The following is a 17,363-nucleotide window of genomic DNA, read 5'->3' as shown; positions in this document are numbered from 1 at the left end:
GCAATGTGGTGCTCTGCTGTGGGTCCGCCGTCGGCCGGTGCCTTTCCTTTCCTCGCAGCACCGGCCGGCGACTACGCGAGGGCTATTCGACCGATAGTGATCATCTCTTTCGTACGACGACGAAGTCCGCGAGCGCCGTGAACTGCGCCCGTACCCGCTCGGGCATGTCGACGGCGTTCAGGGCCTCGATGGCAATGGTGTGCTGACGGCGGGCCTCCCCGGCCGTCCACTCACGGCCTCCGGCCTCCTCGATGAGGGCGGCGCGGGCCGCGAACTCCTCCTCGGAGAAGTTCTCGAAGTCGCTGCTCTTGGCGTCGGCGGCGAGGATCTCGCCGAGCCGGTCGGAGGCAGCACCGCCGGCTGCGAGCGCGGCCACGACCGGCAGGGACTTCTTGCGCTGGCGCAGGTCGCTCCAGGTCTGCTTGCCGGTGGAGACCGGGTCGCCCCAGATGCCGAGGAGGTCGTCGACGGCCTGGAAGGCGAGGCCCAGGTGGTAGCCGTACTTCTCCAGGGTGTCGGCGGTACGGTCGTCCGCGCCGCCGAGGACGGCGCCGATGGAGCTGGCGCAGGCGAGCAGGGCGCCGGTCTTGTTGCCCTCCATCTCCAGGCACTCCTCGACGCTGACGCGGTCGCGGTGCTCGTAGGAGATGTCCTGCGCCTGGCCGTCGATCAGGGCACGGGTGGCGGTGGTCAGCCGGCGGGTGGCGCGTCCGGCCTCGACGGTGCCGAGTTCGAGCAGGACCTCGTTGGCGAGGGCGAACAGGGCGTCGCCGACCAGGATGGCCTGGGCGGGGCCGTGCACCTTCCAGACGGTGTCGCGGTGGCGGCGCTGCTCGTCGCCGTCCATCAGGTCGTCGTGGAGCAGCGAGAAGTTGTGGACGAGTTCGACGGCGACCGCGCCGGGGATGCCGGTCTCGGGAGCGGCACCGGTGACCTCGGCCGAGAGCACCGCGAGCGCGGGGCGCACGGCCTTGCCGCCGTCCCCGTCGGCGGGGTTGCCCTGGGCGTCGATCCAGCCGAAATGGTAGGCGGAAACGGTGTCCATCGGGGACGCGAGACGGTCCACGGCCGCCTTCAGCACCGGAGTGGCCAGGGTCCGGCCGCGCTCCAGGAGCGCGGTCACGTCCACCGCGGACCTCACAGCGGCCGTCTCGGCCGGGGGCACAGTGGGCACAGTCTCTCCTCTTGTTGCGGTACCGGAGGTGCTGGGGCCTGTCGCGCCGTGCTGATCGAGCATCACGCCGCCTCCTCGAACTCGAAGAGACGGGCGGGGCGGGGCCGGCCCAGGGCGGCGAGGGCGGCGTCCGCCGCACTCACACCGCTGCGGACCGCACTCTCCATGGTCGCGGGCCACCCTGTGGCGGTCCACGCGCCGGCCAGGTAGAGGCCGGGGGCTTTCGTACGGGCGCCGGGCCGCAGCCGTCCGACACCGGGGGTGGGAGCGAAGGTCGCCGTGCGCTCCCTTGTCACGAAGAAGTCCTTGACCTCGGCGCCGCGGGCGACCGGCAGCAGCCGCTCCAGCTCGGGCAGATAGCGCTCGCGCAGCACGGCCACCGGCTCGTCGATCTCGTCGTGCGCGGCCGACTGGGACAGGGCGAGGTACTGGCCCTCGCGCAGCCCGGAGGCCTCGGTGCGGTCGAAGACCCACTGCACGGGGGTGCCGAGAGCCGCGAAGAACGGCTTGTCGAGGACCTTGCGGTCGTAGACGACATGGACGTTGAGGATCGGCGCGGTGCCGATCTCCCGAAGATTTTCCGGAGCGTCGAGCGCCCCCTCCGGCAGCAGGTCACCCGCCTCCTGCTGCGCCACGGCGAGCACGACCGCGTCGGCCCGGAGCGTCTCCCCGGGAACCTGAACGCTCCAAGTGCCGTTCTCGTCAGTAGAGATGGAGGTGACGCGTGTACGGACCTCGGTACGCACGCCCGCGGAGTCGAGCGCCTTGCGGGCCAGCCGGTCGTGCAGTTCACCCAGCGGGACATGCGCCCAGCCGATGTCGGCCGCGCCCGGGTCGGACAGCAGACCGGTCTTGAACACCATCGCGGCGAGCCCCAGCGAGGCGTCGCCCGCGACCGCGTTGAGGGTGGCGACCCCGACCAGGTCCCACAGGGCCTCGACGGCACGCGTCGACTGACCGTGCGCGGTCAGCCAGCTGCCGAAGTCCTGTGCGTCCAGGCTCGGATCGGCGAGGTCCAGCCCCTTCAGCGCGAGCGCGGCACGCCCCACCCTTGCCCGCTCGGCGAGCGAGAGATGCGGATAGGTCGCGAGGCTGCGCCCCAGATGCAGCGGGACGGGCAGCGCGTCGCGCCGCAGTCTGCCGAGCCGTCGGCCCGCGGGCCGGGCCACGTCGAGCACGGGCACGTCGAGACGATCCTGCAGCGGTGCCAGCGCCGTCCCCTCGATGCGGTCGAGGAACCAGCGGTAGGCGGTGCAGCAGCGCAGGTAGACGTGCTGTCCGTTGTCGACGGTCAGTTCGCCGCGCTGGAAGGAGAAGGCGAGCCCGCCCAGGCGCGGCCTGCCTTCGAGCAGGGTGACGCGCACTCCGGCGTCCGCGAGCGCGAGCGCGGCGGTGATGCCGGCGAGCCCGCCGCCGATCACGACGGCGTCCCGCCCGGACCGCTGTCCGTCGGTCATCCCACACCCTCCCCTGCCCGGACGTCGTGGTGCGCGAGCGGTGCACGCCCGGCCGTTGCAGTCAGGGACGCCGTCGTCGACTGGAGGGTTGCGTGCCACTTTTCTCCAGCGGCATCACCTTGGACCGAATTGTCCACCTCGTCCATCAGGCGCGCCTCCTGAGGGCCTGCCGCGTCACATGCCTCGCGTCCAGACCGGACAGCCCGCGGACGGCGACGTACGCCTTCTCGCGTCCGGGCAGCGAGACCCGGCCGCGCAGCACCGCCTCGGGGTCGCGCTCGATGCGGTCGAGCAGCCGGCGGTAGATGCCGGCCATGGCGGCGACGCAGGCGCCGCTGCGCCGGTCGAGCATGGGGAGGAGCCGGTAGCCCTCGGCGAAAAGGGCGCGGGCCCGACGCACTTCGAAGTGCACGAGGCCCGCGAAGTCGGCGCCCTCCGGTGGCTGCGACCCCTTGAAGCCGGCCGAGCAGCCGAACTTCGCGAGATCGTCGGCGGGCAGGTATGTGCGCCCGCCCTCGGCGTCCTCGCGGACGTCTCTGAGGATGTTGGTGAGCTGGAGCGCGAGACCGAGCGTGTCGGCGTACTCCGGCGCGCGTTCGGCGGCGCGCGCCCCGGGTTCGGTACCGAACACGCCGAGCGAGAGCCGCCCGATGGCGCCCGCCACACAGCGGCAGTACACCTTCAGGTCGTCCCAGGTCTCGTAGGTCTCGCCGCGGACGTCCATCAGGACGCCGTCGATCAGTTCATCCAGGCCGTCCAGCGGGATCGGGAAGGTCTCGGCGGCATGGGCGAGGGCGACGGCCACCGGATCGGTGTCGTCCGCGTCGACCGAGCCCTCCCGCACCCGGGTCAGCATCGCCCGGGTGTCCTCGAGTCTCGCGGCCTTGACGTCGCCCGCCAGCGCGCCGTCCCCGATGTCGTCGACGCGCCGCGAGAACGCGTAGAGCGCCGACATCGCACGCCGCTTGGACGTCGGCAGCAGCCTGATGCCGTACGCGAAGTTACGGGCCTGCTGTCCGGTCACGGCCTCGCAGTAGCTGTAGGCGGCGAGTACCGGTGCGGACACATGCGATGGTGACTCCACGGTCCGGATCACCCCTCTCCTCGCAGAGTGACGCCCACCTCGCGCAGCAGCTGGAGCTTGCCGGGCTTGGGCGGGCCGGGAAGTACGTCGTGTTCTGCGGCGGCGATCGCACGGAGCGCCGCCCTTCCCCCCGCCACGAACCCTGCGAGCAGCAGCTTCAGTCTGCCGTGGACGCTACCCACGAGGGGGGCGCCTTCATTCAGGAGTTCGCGGGCGCGTTGTGCTTCGTATGCAACCAGAGCGCGCACCGATGCGCCCGCGCTTTTCGTGACGAGATCCGCCTCCTGGACGTGAAAGCGCTTCATGTCCGCGGCGGGCAGATAGATCCGGTCGCGGCCGAGGTCCTCGGCGACGTCCTGGAGGTGTTCGACGATCTGGAGGGCCGTGCAGATCGCGTCCGAGAGGCGGATCCGCTCGGGGGTCGAGGTGCCGGTGACGGCGAGCACGAGACGGCCGACGGGGTTGGCGGAGAGCTCGCAGTAGGCAAGCAGGTCGTCGTAGGTCTCGTAGCGGGTGACGAGCTGGTCCTGGCGGTTGGCGGCGATCAGGCCCAGGAAGGGCTCGGGGGCGAGCGAGCGACGGCGGACCGTGGGCTGGAGGCGGCGCAGCAGCGGATGCCGGGGCTGTCCGGAGAAGACGCGGTTCAGGTCGGCCTCGAAGGCGTCCAGCAGGACCAGCCGGTCCTCGGCCTCGGCCGGCGACACGCCGAGCAGACGGGCGTCGGCGCCGCCGGGGGCGAGATCGCCGTCGCCGATGTCGTCGACGAGGCGCGCGAAGCCGTAGACCGCCATGAGGTCGGTGCGCCAGGCCCTGGGCAGGAAGAAGGGGGCCACGGGGAAGTTCTCCGCCGCGGCCTTGTCGAGCGTTCCGCGCTCCGTCGCTCCGGGGCGCGTCGTGCCGGTCTCCGTCATCGCGGCCTGCCCGGTGCGGGGACGGCACGTGCTGCGTTGAGCTGGGGAGTTTCCGTAGCCATCGCCGTCACATCTCCCGTTCTACACCGCCGACCCAATACACACTATTTCGGACACGCCGCCCGGCCGCCCCCGCGGCGTCCCAGTGATCGGGTGTCGCGCATTATCGCCCTACTTGCCGCGATTGGGCACCGGTACAGCTTACGTTGTACAACGCGGCAAGGATCGTCGGGGTGTCCTGCACATCACAACAACACACCGATTGGCCCCAAGATTCCTAAGGGGCGCCGAAGTTGACGTTTCCTTTGCAGACGCAGGGCCCCGCCGGAGCAGTTCCGGCAGGGCCCGGTCAAGCGGAGCGGTGTCTTTCGTCCGGGGCGGGGTGGACTACTTGCCCGTGAACTTCTCGTACTCCTTGATGACCTCGTCGGTCGGACCGTCCATGCGCAGCTCACCGCGCTCCAGCCACAGGACGCGGTCGCAGGTGTCACGGATCGACTTGTTGTTGTGACTGACGAGAAACACCGTGCCGGCCTCCTTGCGCAGTTCCCGGATGCGTTCCTCGGAACGCTTCTGGAACTTGCGGTCACCGGTGGCCAGCGCCTCGTCGATCATGAGGACGTCGTGGTCCTTGGCGGCGGCGATGGAGAAGCGCAGCCGGGCCGCCATGCCGGAGGAGTAGGTGCGCATCGGAAGGGTGATGAAGTCGCCCTTCTCGTTGATCCCGGAGAAGTCGACGATCTCCTGGTAGCGCTCCTTGATCTGCTCCCGGGACATCCCCATGGCGAGACCGCCCAGGATGACGTTCCGCTCACCCGTCAGGTCGTTCATCAGAGCGGCGTTGACGCCGAGCAGGGAAGGCTGGCCGTGCGTGTAGACGCGACCGCTCTCGGCGGGCAGCAGACCGGCGATCGCACGCAGCAGGGTCGACTTGCCGGAGCCGTTGGAGCCGATCAGGCCGATCGCCTCGCCCTTGTACGCGACGAACGACACGCCCCGCACGGCGTGCACCTTGCGCACACCGCGCTCCTCGCCGCGCTTGAGAATGCGGCTCAGCGCGGCGGTCGCACTGCCCTTGCCGGTCTTGGCGCCGTTGACGCGGTAGACGATGTGCAGGTCGTCCGCGATGACGGTGGGGGTCTGCTCGCCCCGGGTGTCCTCAGCCACGGCCGTACCTTTCCTCCGCCTTCCAGAAGTACACGAAGCCGCCGAGCGCGAAGAGCGCGGCCCAGCCGCCCGCGGCCGCCCAGACGTGGTCGGGCAGGTTCTCGGCGCCGTACTCGTCGATCAGGGCGAAGCGCATCAGGTCCATGTAGATGGCCGCCGGGTTCCACTGCAGGACCGTGGCGACCCACTGCGGCTTGTCGGCCAGCATGATCGGGATCGAGAACATCACGCCGGACGCGTACATCCACGTACGCATCACGAACGGCATGAGCTGCGCGAGGTCGGGGGTCTTCGCTCCCGCGCGGGCCATGATCAGCGCGAGGCCGGTGTTGAAGAGGAACTGCAGGATCAGCACCGGGACGATCAACGCCCAGGACAGATCCGGGTAGTGGCCGAAGCCGATCGCCACGGCGAACAGCACGATCATCGAGAACAGCAGCTGCTGGAGCTGCTGGAGCGCGAAGGAGATCGGCAGGGAGGCCCGCGGGAAGTGCAGCGCGCGCACCAGGCCGAGGTTGCCGGAGATGGCCCGCACGCCCGCCATGACGGAGCTCTGCGTGAAGGTGAACACGAAGACACCCGTGACCAGGAACGGGATGTAGACGTCCTTGGACATGCCCCGGCTGGCGTTCAGGATGACGCCGAAGATGAAGAAGTACACGGCCGCGTTCAGCAGCGGCGTCGCCACCTGCCACAGCTGGCCGAGCTTGGCCTGGCTGTACTGGGCGGTCAGCTTCGCCCGCGAGAACGCGAGGATGAAGTGGCGCCGGTCCCAGAGCTGGCGGACGTACTCGACGAGTGAGGGCCTGGCGCCGCTCACGGACAGGCCGTACCGGCCGGCGAGCTGTGCCGCCGAGAGGCCCTCGTCGGGCGACGCGGGCGCGCTCACCGCGACCGTGCCGTCGTGCGTTGTCTCACTCACTGATGGATAGCTTTCCTCTTCGGGATGCCTCGGGATGCGCGGCCTGTACGGGCAGGGCACGAGCGGGGGGCCGTGGTGCGGCCCCGGCCGCTCTCAGCAACGAGCTTGTCAGATGACCGGGGGCCGGCCCAGTCGGGTCAGGCGCCAGACGGTACGCCACTTCATCGGCCTGCGCGGACCGCAGGGAGTGCTCCAGCCCTCCCGGAAGCCCCCGAACCAGGCCTTCAGGGCGGGCCGCGAGGGCCGGCGCAGCAGGGTGAGCAGCAGCCACACGCCCAGGTAGACCGGGACGAGGAGCGCGGGCAGGTTGCGGCGGGCGAGCCAGACGCGGTTGCGGGCGACCATGCGGTGGTAGACCGCGTGCCGCGAGGGAGCGGTCGTCGGGTGGTACAGCACCATGTCGGACCGGTAGTCGATCATCCAGCCCGCGTCGAGAGCCCGCCATGCCAGGTCGGTTTCCTCGTGGGCGTAGAAGAATTCGTCCGGGAGACCGCCGACTTCGGCGAAGACCCGGGTGCGTACGGCGTTGGCGCCGCCGAGGAAGGTGGTGACCCGGGAGGAGCGCATCGGGTCGGCGGCCCGCAGCCGGGGGACGTGCCGGCGCTGGGTGACCCCGGTGTCGGGGTCGGCGATGCGGAAGCTGACGATGCCGAGCCCGGGGTCCTCGGTGAACGCCCGGCGGCACAGTTCGGCGGTGTCGTGGTTCGGGAGCAGACCGTCGTCGTCCAGGAAGAGCAATATGTCGACGTCGCGGCCGCCGGGGCCGAAGGCCTCGATGCCGACGTTGCGGCCGCCGGGGATGCCGAGGTTCTCGGGCAGCTCGATCGTGCGGACGCCCTCGGGGACGTCCGGGACGGGCGAGCCGTTGCCGACGACGACCACCTCGACCGGGTCGCCGTCCTGCTTGGCGACCGAGTCGAGCAGGGCACGCAGCTCCTCGGGCCGGTTGCCCATGGTGATGATCACCGCGCCGACCTTCATGCCGGTGCTCACTTCAGCCTGCTGGAGGCGAGGATCGACACGAGGTGCAGCAGCGTCTGGAGCAGGGCGATGGCGGCGAGCACCGCGACGCCGAGCCGGGAGAAGAACAGGTCGCCGCGCATCTGGTCCACGACCGCCAGGACCAGGATCAGCAGGGACGCCTCGATGCCGAGGATCAGCCGGTGGAACCTGAGCAGGGAGGCGGCCTTGCGGGCCAGCGCCATGCCGGAGGAGCGCATCTCGGCGGCCGCCTCCTGCACGGGCGGCTTGCCCGCCTGGTGCCGGGCGACACCCACGAGGTCGGTCTCCGCCTTGATGAGGATCGCGCCCAGGGCGGCCAGGGTCCCGAGGAAGGCCCACAGCCAGTCGATGCGGCCGCTGCCGAACAGGTCGGCGGCGCGCAGACCGAAGCCGACGAGCACGGCGGCGTCGGTGAGGTAGGCACCGACCCGGTCGAGGTAGACGCCGTTGAGCGAGTACTGCTTCTTCCAGCGCGCGATCTCGCCGTCGACGCAGTCGAGCAGCAGGTACATCTGGACGCAGACGACGCCGAGCACGGCCCCCGGGATCCCCGGCACCAGGAGCGCCGGGGCCGCGAGGACACCGAAGACGGTCATCAGGTACGTGAGCTGGTTGGGCGTGACCCTGGTGTTCACCAGGTAGCGGTCCACCCGCAGGGACACCTCACGCATGTAGAGGCGTCCCATCCAGTGCTCACCGCTGCGCCGGTCCTTGACCCCTGCGGGGTGGACGACCGGACGGAGTTCAGCTACCGATGGCCTTGACATAGTCGGTGTAGATGTCCTTGATCTGGTCGGTCTTGAGGTCGAGGTGTTCGAGGATGGTGTAGCGGCCGGGGCGGGTCTGCGGGGCGAACTCCACGGCGCGGACGAACTCCGCGGGCGTGAAGCCGATCTCCTCCGGCAGGACCGGCAGTCCGTGCCGGCGCAGCACCTCGGCCATGTACGCCGATTCCTCGTGGGCTCCGCGCAGGTACATCGCGAAGGCCGCGCCCAGGCCGCACTGCTCGCCGTGGGCGGCCGCGCGCTTGGGGTAGAGCAGGTCGAACGCGTGGTTGATCTCGTGGCACGAGCCGGACGCGGGCCGTGAGTCGCCCGAGATCGACATCGCGACGCCGGTGAGGACGAGCGCCTCGGCGAGCACCTGGAGGAAGTTGTTGTCCCCGACGCCTCCCGGGTGCCGGAGCACGGCCTCGCCGGCCTGGCGGGCCATGGCGGCCGCGAGTCCGTCGATCTTCTCGCCCTTGACGCGGTTCGCCAGCTCCCAGTCGGCGATCGCGTTGATGTTGGAGACCGCGTCGCCGATGCCCGCGCGCACGAAGCGCACCGGGGCCTCGCGGATGACGTCCAGGTCGATGACGGCCGCTATCGGGTTGGGCACGCCGTACGAGCCGCGGCCCGCGTCGTTGTCGAGCGTCGCGACGGGCGAGCACAGGCCGTCGTGCGCGAGGTTCGTCGGTACGGCGACCAGGGGCAGGCCGATGCGCGCCGCGGCGAACTTGGCACAGTCGATGATCTTGCCGCCGCCGAGTCCGACGACCGCGTCGTAGTGGCCGGCCTTCATGTCGCCGGCCAGCCGGATCGCGTCGTCGAGGGTGCCGCCGCCGACCTCGTACCAGGTGGCCCCGGGCAACGAGGGCTCGAGCCGCCGGCGCAGCCGTGCGCCCGAGCCGCCGCTGACCGCGACGGCCAGCTTGCCGGAGTGCGAGATCCGCTCGTCGGCGAGCACGCAGGCCAGGTCGTCGAGGGCACCCGGGCGGATGTCCACGACGACCGGCGAGGGAATCAGCCTTGTCAGTACCGGCACGCGATCTCCCGTCCGCGGGCGAGATCGTCGTGGTTGTCGATCTCCACCCACTGGACGTCGCCGATCGGAGCGACGTCGATACGGAAGCCGCGGTTCACGAGCTCCTGGTAGCCGTGCTCGTAGAACTGCTGCGGGTCGGTCTCCCAGACCGTCTTGAGCGCGCCGGCCAGTTCGGGGGCGGCGTCGCCCTCGATGAGGGTGACACCGATGTACTCGCCGGTGGCCTCGGCCGGGTCCATCAGCTTGGTGATCTTCGTCATGCCCTTCTCGGCGTCGACGACGACCTTCATCTCCTCGTCCGCGAGGGACTTCACGGTGTCCAGGGCGAGGATGATCCGCTTGCCCTCGCCGCGTGCCGCGAGCAGGGTCTTCTCGACGGAGACCGGGTGGACGGTGTCGCCGTTGGCGAGGATCACGCCGTCCTTGAGGGCGTCACGGCCGCACCAGAGGGAGTAGGCGTTGTTCCACTCCTCGGCCTTGTCGTTGTCGATGAGGGTGAGCTTGAGGCCGTACTTCGCCTCGAGGGCCGCCTTGCGCTCGTACACGGCCTCCTTGCGGTAGCCGACGATGACCGCGACCTCGGTGAGGCCGATCTCCGCGAAGTTGGCGAGAGTGAGGTCGAGAACCGTGGGTTCGCCCTCTATGCCCGCGGGGCCCACCGGCACCAGAGCCTTGGGAAGGCTGTCGGTGTAGGGGCGCAGTCGCCGTCCGGCGCCGGCCGCCAGCACGAGGCCGATCATGCGGTTTCTCCTTCGTCGTGTACGGCGGGCGCCCCAGCGGACACCCAGAAGCGGATGCTCTCGACGAGCACCACCAGGGCCACGGCCACGGCCAGGACCGTGAGCGCGACCGTGAACTGCGAAGCGGTGAGCACCGCGGCCGCAACGGCGACGAGGAGCGTGCGCCCCTCCTGCCCCCCGACGGCACGCACCAGCCAGGCCGGGGGCGCTCCGGCGTTGCCGCGGATGCGGTACACCGTGTCGTAGTGATGGTAGGCGACGGCCGCCACCAGGCCGAAAGCCGCAGGAAGGGCTCCGTTCACGTCCGCCTGGACCGCCAGGATCAGGACGGTGCCGTACTCGGCGGCGCGGAAGAGCGGGGGGACGAGCCAGTCGAGGGCGCCCTTGAGGGGGCGGTGCAGGGCCTGGGCGGCGGCGATCGCGTAGACGACGGCACCGGCGACGGGCGCCCAGGTCACGCCGGAGAAGAGGGCGACGGCCAGGACGGCCGTGCCGGCCAGGGCCACCAGGAACGGGGCACCGAACGGGGCGCGCGCGACCCTGGCCAGGAGCCCGGCCAACGGCCCGTTGTCCGCGAGGTCCGCCAGCGCCTTCGCCGCCCGGTCCGTCCGCTGTGCCTTGCGGGTCAGCGAGCGCAGCACCCGGCCCGCCGTGGTGTACGTCGCCGCGAAGGCGCAGCCGACGAGAAGGACGTAGAAGGTGATCCGCGGGGTCGTGACGGCCGTGAGCACCGCGATCATCGCCCAGCGCTCACCGATCGGCAGGACGATCATCCGCCGCACCCAGACCGTCCAGCCGACGCTGTCGAGCTTGTCCGAAAGGGCGGCCGTGGGGCTGGTGTTGGCGGTCGCGTCGTGGTTCGCCTCGTTGAAGGAGAAGTCGACGACGTGCCGGCAGGTCTGGAGGATCATCGCGCCGAGCGCCAGGGCCCACACGTCGTCGCCGCCCCGGGCCGCTCCGAGGGCGAGGCCCGCGTAGTAGGCGTACTCCTTGGCGCGGTCGAAGGTGGCGTCGAGCCAGGCGCCGAGCGTGGAGTACTGGAGGGAGTAGCGGGCGAGCTGGCCGTCGGTGCAGTCCAGGACGAAGGACGCGATGAGCAGGACGCCCGCGGCGACGAAGCCGCCCCGGGTGCCGGTGGCCGCGCAGGCCGCCGCGATCAGGGCGGTGATCAGGGAGGCGGTGGTGACCTGGTTCGGGGTCAGGCCCCGGCGGGCGCACCAGCGGGCGATGTAGCGGGAGTAGGGGCTGATGAAGTGCGTGGTGAAGAAGCCGTCGCGGGACTTCACTGCCGACTTCAGGCGTACGGCCTCGTCGTCGACGTCCGCGACGGCCTGCCGTGCCTCGTTGCGGGCCTGCGGGTCGACGGGGACGGTGGCGACCAGGCTGCCCAGCTCGGGGCGGTACACCTCGGCGCCGTCGTCGGCCAGCGCGGTGACGATGCGGTCCGGGAGGCTGTCGACCGCCACCGCCGTACCGCCGCCCGCGGAGTTCTCGCGGGCCAGGGCGCGGGTGAGGATCACGCGGCCGTCGGGCTGTGCGGTGACGGCGCCGGGCACGGCGGCGAGGGAGAAGCGCGGGTCGGTGAGGCCCAGGCGCAGGGCGTGGACGTGGCCGACGAAGCGGGCGTCGACGAGGGCGATGCGCTGCTCGCAGGGCGCCTCGGCGACCAGTCGCTCGGCGTCGGCGGCGTCCACGGCGACCCGTACGTCGAAGCCGAGGGACCGCAGATCACCCTCGATCGACGATCCGGGGACCGGCTGACCGGTGAGGATGGCGGTCGACAACCGAACTCACTCCCTGGGTGCCGACGCACGGGCGCCGGTCATGTGCACGATGGGGGCGCCCCTTGGCTGCACCAGGCGGGCGGCATGTCGGCAGAGGCTATCGGATGCCAAGAAGGCCTTGTTCACCGCCCGTTAACGGGCAGATCAACACCGCCTCCCCCGGCCTTTGCCGCGATCATCATCGGTGATCCGGGCCCCCGCCCACAAACCGCGCCCCACAGAGCGGACATCCAGGACATCGTGAGGGCCTCCGCGGCATCGGCATAGGGTGGACGACCATGACGTGGCTGATCACCGGCGGTGCCGGGTACATAGGGGCGCATGTGGCGCGGGCCATGACGGGGGCCGGAGAGCGGGTGCTCGTCCTGGACGATCTCTCGGCGGGCGTGCCCGCGCGGCTCCCCGCCGACGTGCCGCTGGTGCGGGGCTCCGCAGCGGACGGCGGCCTGCTGAAGCGGGTGCTGGCCGAGCACGCGGTGACGGGTGTGGTGCATCTCGCGGCGCGCAAGCAGGTCGCCGAGTCGGTGGCGCAGCCGACCCGCTACTACCAGGAGAACGTCGGCGGTCTCGCGACCCTCCTGGAGGCGGTCGCCGAGGCCGGGATCGAGCGCTTCCTCTTCTCCTCGTCGGCGGCCGTCTACGGCAACCCCGACACGGGACTGATCACGGAGGAGACGCCCTGCGCCCCCGTGAACCCCTACGGCGAGACGAAGCTCGCCGGGGAGTGGCTGGTGCGGGCGGCCGGGCAGGCACACGGGATCTCCACCGTCTGTCTGCGCTATTTCAACGTGGCGGGGGCGGCGGCTCCGGAACTGGCGGACACCGGTGTCTTCAACATCGTCCCCATGGTCTTCGACCGGCTCACCCGCGACGAGGCCCCGCGGATCTTCGGCGACGACTACCCGACACCGGACGGCACCTGCGTCCGGGACTACATCCATGTGTCCGACCTGGCCGAGGCACACCTCGCGGCGGCCCGGCGCCTGTCCGAAGGCGACCTGAGCGGTGATCTGACGGTCAACATCGGTCGTGGCGAGGGCGTCTCCGTGCGCGAGATGGTCACGGCGATCGGCGAGGTGACCGGGGACCGACGGCCGGCCCTCGTGGAGCCACGGCGCCCGGGGGACGCGCCCGTGTCGGTGGCCTCCGCCGCCCTGGCGGCCCGGACGCTCGGCTGGAGTGCCCGTCGCGGGGTACCCGAGATGATCGAGTCCGCGTGGCGCGGCTGGCTGCTGCACCACCAGTGAGGGTGCCCTGACCTGCGGATCGTTTGCCCAGGTCAGGGCACATGACAACGGTGTTCAGTGCCGCGTTGCCGGATACCCCCCGCCCGTAGTTCACTGTGATCCCGGACGGGCTGTTCCGGACCGACGCGCAGGAGGCGGCTTCCATGGGGGCAGGGCACGATCACGGGCACTCGCACGCGCCGGCCGGCGGTACGGCGACCGCCGCGTACGTCGGCAGGCTGCGGGTGGCGCTGTCGATCACGCTCACCGTCATGGTGGTCGAGATCGTCGGCGGCTTCGTCGCGGACTCCCTCGCCCTGGTCGCGGACGCGGCGCACATGGCGACGGACGCGCTGGGCCTCGGCATGGCGCTCCTCGCGATCCACTTCGCGAACCGCCCGGCGACCGGCAACCGCACCTTCGGCTACGCCCGCGCCGAGATCCTCGCCGCCCTCGCGAACTGTCTGCTCCTGCTCGGCGTCGGCGGCTACGTCCTGTACGAGGCGATCCAGCGGTTCGTGACGCCGGCCGACACCGAGGGCGGGCTCACCGTCGTGTTCGGCGCGATCGGCCTGGTGGCGAACATGATCTCGCTGACGCTGCTGATGCGCGGCCAGAAGGAGAGCCTGAACGTACGCGGGGCGTTCCTGGAGGTCGCGGCGGACGCGCTGGGCTCGCTCGCGGTGATCCTCTCGGCGACGGTGATCCTCACCACGGGCTGGCAGGCCGCCGACCCGATCGCCTCCCTCGTCATCGGCCTGATGATCGTGCCGCGCACCTTCAAGCTGCTGCGCGAGACCCTCGACGTCCTGCTGGAGTCGGCGCCCAAGGACGTCGACATGTCGGAGGTGCGGACCCACATCCTGGCGCTGGACGGTGTCGAGGACGTGCACGACCTGCACGCCTGGACGATCACCTCGGGCATGCCGGTGCTGTCCGCGCACGTGGTGGTGCGCTCGGACGTCCTCAGCGCGATAGGGCACGAGAAGATGCTGCACGAGCTCCAGGGCTGCCTCGGCGACCACTTCGACGTGGAGCACTGCACCTTCCAGCTGGAGCCGATCGGGCACGCGGAGCACGAGGCGCATCTGTGCCACTGACACACGTGTACGGTGCATGAAACGCCCGTTCTGGCGGAATGCAGCGATCCGGCGCACCTTTGCGTCCTCCACCCCACAGCACCGCCCCGAGCGGTTCCCCTGCCGCCGCGCCGGGCACGACAACTGCCGGGAGTGCCGGATTCGTGCGGCACACTTGGGGCGCGAAGACCGATGTGAAGGATGGGTATGCCGACCACACCTGCCACCACGACGCACACACCGTCGAACGGCGCCGCGAACGCGATCCTGCTGGAACTGGTCGACGAGCACGGTGTGACGATCGGCACCGCGGAGAAGCTCGCCGCCCATCAACCGCCGGGACAGCTGCACCGCGCCTTCTCGGTGTTCCTCTTCGACGAGCGGGGCCGGTTGCTCCTCCAGCAGCGTGCGCTGGGCAAGTACCACTCCCCCGGTGTGTGGTCCAACACCTGCTGCGGCCATCCCTACCCGGGCGAGGCGCCCTTCGCGGCTGCGGCCCGCCGGACGTACGAGGAGCTGGGCGTCTCCCCGTCCCTGCTCGCCGAGGCGGGCACGGTGCGCTACAACCACCCGGACCCGGACTCCGGTCTGGTCGAGCAGGAGTACAACCACCTGTTCGTCGGGTTGGTGCAGTCCCCGCTCGGCCCGGACCCGGAGGAGGTCGGAGCGACCGCCTTCGTGACCCCGGCCGAGCTGGCGGAGCGGCACGCGAAGGACCCCTTCTCGGCCTGGTTCATGACGGTGCTGGACGCGGCCCGTCCCGCGGTCAGGGAGCTGACGGGCCCGTCGGCCGGCTGGTGAGCGCCGGCGCGCTCAGGACACGCGTACGGCCTTGAGCGGCAGGGCTGCCCAGATCACCTTGCCTCCGCTGGACGTGTGCTCGACGTCGCAGACGCCACCCGCCTCCCGGGTGATCTCGCGGACCAGCAGCAGCCCCCGGCCCCCGGTCTCGCTGTGCGCGGCCTCCAGGGCGGTCGGCCGGTAGGGGTGGTTGTCCTCCACGGACACCCGCACCCACTCCGCGCCCACGGCCACCTCCACGGCGAGCATCGGCGAGAGGAGGGCCGCGTGCCGCACGGCGTTCGTGACGAGCTCGGACACGATCAGCAGGAGGCCCTGGACCAGGTCGTCCGAGACGGGCACTCCCTGGCGGTACAGCAGGTCCCGCACGGCGTGCCGTGCCTGCGGGACCGACGCGTCGACGGCGGGGGCGGTGAACCGCCACACGCCCTCGTACGGCAGCGGGTCCGGTGCGAGAGGCTCCGGTTCGAGGGGCTCCGGTCCTGGAGGTTCCGCTCCGCCGCCTGGTGGGCGGGGGTCGTACCCACGCCCATGGTCGTCCATTCTTCGGTCGCCACCCTTGCGCTCGATTGTCACCACACATCGAGTGTTGGCAGCAGGTCGCTCCACTCCGGATGCCTGAACAGAAGTCAGCGCATATCGAGTACCTATGGCCGTTTCCGCACGCATCCACTCGGGTTCTGTCGGTTTGGTGGCCGCCTCTTGCTGATCGGTGACCGTTCCTACGATCTTGCGCCCGCCGAAGCCGGTGGTGGTGGTGCCGATCACGTCCTTGCCGCTGCTTGATCGAAAGGTCGAGGGTTGGAGCTAGCATCCGACGCATGGAGCTCCCGGATCCGCAGCTGCTGCACACCGTCGTCGACTCGGTCGCCACCGTCGTGGTCCACCATCCGGCCAAGCGCAATGCGATGACAGCCGCGATGTGGCGGGCGCTGCCGCCGCTGCTGGACACGCTGGCCGCCGACCCGGACGTCCGGGTGCTCGTGCTGACCGGTGAGGGCGGGACCTTCTGCGCGGGCGCCGACATCTCCACGCTGCGTCAGGGGCCCGAGGAGGCGCAGGGGCTCGCGGTGGGCGCGGAGGAGGCACTGGCGGCCTTCCCGAAGCCGACCCTGGCGGCGATCCGGGGGCACTGCGTGGGCGGCGGGTCGCAGCTGGCGGCCGCGTGCGACCTGCGGTTCGCCGAGCAGGGCGCGCTGTTCGGGGTGACGCCGGCGAAACTGGGGATCGTGTATCCGGCGTCCTCCACCCGGCGGTTGGTGTCGCTGGTCGGACCGGCCACCGCCAAGTACCTCCTGTTCTCCGGTGAGTTGATCGACGCGGAGCGGGCGCTGCGCACGGGCCTGGTCGACGAGGTGCTGCCCGGGGGCGAACTCGCCGCACGAGTGGCGGAGTTCGCCCGGATCCTGGCGTCCCGCTCGCAGCTGACGCAGGCCGCGGCGAAGGAGTTCGCGAACGGCCGCACGGACCGGGACGCCCACTGGACCGCACAGGCGCGGGACAGCGGCGACACCGCGGAGGGGGTCGCCGCGTTCCTGGAGCGCAGGACGCCGCGCTTCACCTGGACTACGTCAGGATGAAGCGGCTCTTGGAGCGGAACTCCTCGACGAGGTGCGCGGGCGCCTTGTGCGGCGAGCCGGCGTCGTAGGGCGGCTGCGGATCGTACTCGGTCAACAGCTGTACGGCCTGGGCGTGTTCGTCGCCCGCGATCCGGCCGAGCAGAGTGAGCCCCATGTCGATGCCGGCGGAGACCCCGGCCCCGGTGACGTACTTGCCGTCGAACACGACCCGCTCGCCCGTCGGTTCGGCGCCGAACTGCTTCAGGAAGTCCAGGGCCAGCCAGTGGGAGGTCGCGCGGCGGCCCCGGAGCAGCCCCGCGGCCGCGAGCAGCAGGGAGCCGGTGCACACGGACGTCGTCCAGGTGCTGGTGGCGTCGGCGGCCCGCAGCCAGTCGAGCAGCACCGGGTTCTCCATCTGCGGGGTCTGTCCGGGGCCGCCCGGCACGATCACGATGTCGGGGTCCGGCACCTCGGCGAGCGTCCGGTCGGCGGTGAGGGCGAGCATGCCGGTGTCGGTGCGCACCGGGCCGGTCCGCTCGGCGACGAACACGGTCTCCGCGTCGGGGAGGCGGCCGAGGGTCTCGTACGGTCCTACGGCGTCCAGGGCGGTGAAGCGGTCGTAGAGGACGATCGCGATCTGCACGGGTGGTC

At 71.0% G+C, this 17,363-nt stretch carries 17 protein-coding genes; 4 read left to right on the top strand and 13 right to left on the bottom strand.

Going from position 1 to position 17,363, the window contains the following annotated elements:
* Positions 1–100 precede the first annotated feature (100 nt).
* The 11 genes from IOD14_RS14495 to IOD14_RS14445 all read right to left on the bottom strand — a co-directional run bounded on the left by IOD14_RS14495 (position 101) and on the right by IOD14_RS14445 (position 12,047).
* Positions 101–1,174, bottom strand: coding sequence for a polyprenyl synthetase family protein (locus IOD14_RS14495; protein ID WP_174269384.1), 1,074 nt, complete (start codon positions 1,172–1,174; stop codon positions 101–103).
* A 62-nt stretch (positions 1,175–1,236) separates the two neighbouring features.
* On the bottom strand, positions 1,237–2,631 hold the full coding sequence (hpnE, locus tag IOD14_RS14490) for a hydroxysqualene dehydroxylase HpnE (RefSeq protein WP_212670430.1): 1,395 nt from the start codon (positions 2,629–2,631) through the stop codon (positions 1,237–1,239).
* A 145-nt stretch (positions 2,632–2,776) separates the two neighbouring features.
* Positions 2,777–3,727: a presqualene diphosphate synthase HpnD gene (gene hpnD, locus IOD14_RS14485; protein WP_212670429.1), complete on the bottom strand. Its 951-nt coding sequence runs from the start codon at positions 3,725–3,727 to the stop codon at positions 2,777–2,779.
* A complete protein-coding gene (gene hpnC, locus IOD14_RS14480; protein ID WP_212670428.1) occupies positions 3,724–4,626 on the bottom strand; it encodes a squalene synthase HpnC in 903 nt (300 codons plus the stop codon). The genes hpnD and hpnC overlap by 4 nt, the downstream gene beginning before the upstream one ends.
* A gap of 387 nt (positions 4,627–5,013) precedes the next feature.
* On the bottom strand, positions 5,014–5,793 hold the full coding sequence (locus IOD14_RS14475; RefSeq protein WP_123994051.1) for an ABC transporter ATP-binding protein: 780 nt from the start codon (positions 5,791–5,793) through the stop codon (positions 5,014–5,016).
* Positions 5,786–6,715, bottom strand: coding sequence for an ABC transporter permease (locus IOD14_RS14470; protein WP_123994052.1), 930 nt, complete (start codon positions 6,713–6,715; stop codon positions 5,786–5,788). Before IOD14_RS14470 ends, IOD14_RS14475 begins: the two co-directional genes overlap by 8 nt.
* 108 nt (positions 6,716–6,823) lie before the next feature.
* A complete protein-coding gene (locus IOD14_RS14465) occupies positions 6,824–7,708 on the bottom strand; it encodes a glycosyltransferase (RefSeq protein ID WP_123994053.1) in 885 nt (294 codons plus the stop codon).
* Positions 7,705–8,484: a CDP-alcohol phosphatidyltransferase family protein gene (locus tag IOD14_RS14460; RefSeq protein ID WP_123994054.1), complete on the bottom strand. Its 780-nt coding sequence runs from the start codon at positions 8,482–8,484 to the stop codon at positions 7,705–7,707. Before IOD14_RS14460 ends, IOD14_RS14465 begins: the two co-directional genes overlap by 4 nt.
* Positions 8,462–9,523: an iron-containing alcohol dehydrogenase family protein gene (locus IOD14_RS14455; protein ID WP_123994055.1), complete on the bottom strand. Its 1,062-nt coding sequence runs from the start codon at positions 9,521–9,523 to the stop codon at positions 8,462–8,464. Before IOD14_RS14455 ends, IOD14_RS14460 begins: the two co-directional genes overlap by 23 nt.
* Complete coding sequence (locus tag IOD14_RS14450; protein ID WP_212670427.1) at positions 9,511–10,263, bottom strand: phosphocholine cytidylyltransferase family protein; 753 nt, start codon at positions 10,261–10,263, stop codon at positions 9,511–9,513. Before IOD14_RS14450 ends, IOD14_RS14455 begins: the two co-directional genes overlap by 13 nt.
* Positions 10,260–12,047 (bottom strand): DUF5941 domain-containing protein, encoded by a 1,788-nt coding sequence (locus IOD14_RS14445; protein WP_212670426.1) that lies wholly within the window; start codon positions 12,045–12,047, stop codon positions 10,260–10,262. Before IOD14_RS14445 ends, IOD14_RS14450 begins: the two co-directional genes overlap by 4 nt.
* A gap of 278 nt (positions 12,048–12,325) precedes the next feature.
* On the opposite strand from IOD14_RS14445, the gene galE reads away from it, so the two are divergent.
* The 3 genes from galE to idi all read left to right on the top strand — a co-directional run bounded on the left by galE (position 12,326) and on the right by idi (position 15,153).
* Positions 12,326–13,294 carry a UDP-glucose 4-epimerase GalE gene (gene galE, locus IOD14_RS14440; protein ID WP_212670425.1) on the top strand — a complete coding sequence of 323 codons (969 nt, stop codon included), beginning with the start codon at positions 12,326–12,328 and terminating at the stop codon, positions 13,292–13,294.
* Between the two features lie 143 nt (positions 13,295–13,437).
* A complete protein-coding gene (locus IOD14_RS14435) occupies positions 13,438–14,373 on the top strand; it encodes a cation diffusion facilitator family transporter (RefSeq protein ID WP_123994059.1) in 936 nt (311 codons plus the stop codon).
* A gap of 186 nt (positions 14,374–14,559) precedes the next feature.
* Positions 14,560–15,153 (top strand): isopentenyl-diphosphate Delta-isomerase, encoded by a 594-nt coding sequence (gene idi, locus IOD14_RS14430; RefSeq protein ID WP_123994060.1) that lies wholly within the window; start codon positions 14,560–14,562, stop codon positions 15,151–15,153.
* Positions 15,154–15,165: 12 nt separating this feature from the next.
* On the opposite strand, the gene IOD14_RS14425 is transcribed toward idi, so the two are convergent.
* The gene (locus IOD14_RS14425; RefSeq protein ID WP_123994061.1) at positions 15,166–15,696 is read right to left on the bottom strand and encodes an ATP-binding protein; all 531 of its coding nucleotides are present in this window, start codon (positions 15,694–15,696) and stop codon (positions 15,166–15,168) included.
* A gap of 278 nt (positions 15,697–15,974) precedes the next feature.
* Here IOD14_RS14425 and IOD14_RS14420 point away from each other — a divergent pair, with 278 nt between their 5' ends.
* Entirely contained in the window at positions 15,975–16,733 is a 759-nt protein-coding gene (locus IOD14_RS14420; protein ID WP_123994062.1) for an enoyl-CoA hydratase/isomerase family protein, read from the top strand.
* Here IOD14_RS14420 and IOD14_RS14415 read toward each other — a convergent pair.
* On the bottom strand, positions 16,720–17,355 hold the full coding sequence (locus tag IOD14_RS14415; protein ID WP_212670424.1) for a DJ-1/PfpI family protein: 636 nt from the start codon (positions 17,353–17,355) through the stop codon (positions 16,720–16,722). The two genes, IOD14_RS14420 and IOD14_RS14415, sit on opposite strands and share 14 nt — an antisense overlap.
* Positions 17,356–17,363: the final 8 nt, after the last annotated feature.

The sequence above is a fragment of the Streptomyces sp. A2-16 genome, assembly GCF_018128905.1.
In the GTDB taxonomy this organism is placed as follows: domain Bacteria; phylum Actinomycetota; class Actinomycetes; order Streptomycetales; family Streptomycetaceae; genus Streptomyces.
The sequence above is the reverse complement of the archived record's forward strand: the minus strand, read 5'-3'. Positions and strand labels throughout refer to the sequence as shown.

Excerpts from the sequence above, each read along its gene's own strand:
- IOD14_RS14460 (WP_123994054.1), bottom strand. The coding sequence starts at position 8,484 with ATGTCAAGGCCATCGGTAGCTGAACTCCGTCCGGTCGTCCACCCCGCA.
- IOD14_RS14420 (WP_123994062.1), top strand. The coding sequence starts at position 15,975 with ATGGAGCTCCCGGATCCGCAGCTGCTGCACACCGTCGTCGACTCGGTC.
- IOD14_RS14425 (WP_123994061.1), bottom strand. The coding sequence starts at position 15,696 with ATGGACGACCATGGGCGTGGGTACGACCCCCGCCCACCAGGCGGCGGA.
- IOD14_RS14450 (WP_212670427.1), bottom strand. The coding sequence starts at position 10,263 with ATGATCGGCCTCGTGCTGGCGGCCGGCGCCGGACGGCGACTGCGCCCC.
- hpnC (WP_212670428.1), bottom strand. The coding sequence starts at position 4,626 with ATGACGGAGACCGGCACGACGCGCCCCGGAGCGACGGAGCGCGGAACG.
- IOD14_RS14435 (WP_123994059.1), top strand. The coding sequence starts at position 13,438 with ATGGGGGCAGGGCACGATCACGGGCACTCGCACGCGCCGGCCGGCGGT.
- idi (WP_123994060.1), top strand. The coding sequence starts at position 14,560 with ATGCCGACCACACCTGCCACCACGACGCACACACCGTCGAACGGCGCC.
- galE (WP_212670425.1), top strand. The coding sequence starts at position 12,326 with ATGACGTGGCTGATCACCGGCGGTGCCGGGTACATAGGGGCGCATGTG.
- hpnE (WP_212670430.1), bottom strand. The coding sequence starts at position 2,631 with ATGACCGACGGACAGCGGTCCGGGCGGGACGCCGTCGTGATCGGCGGC.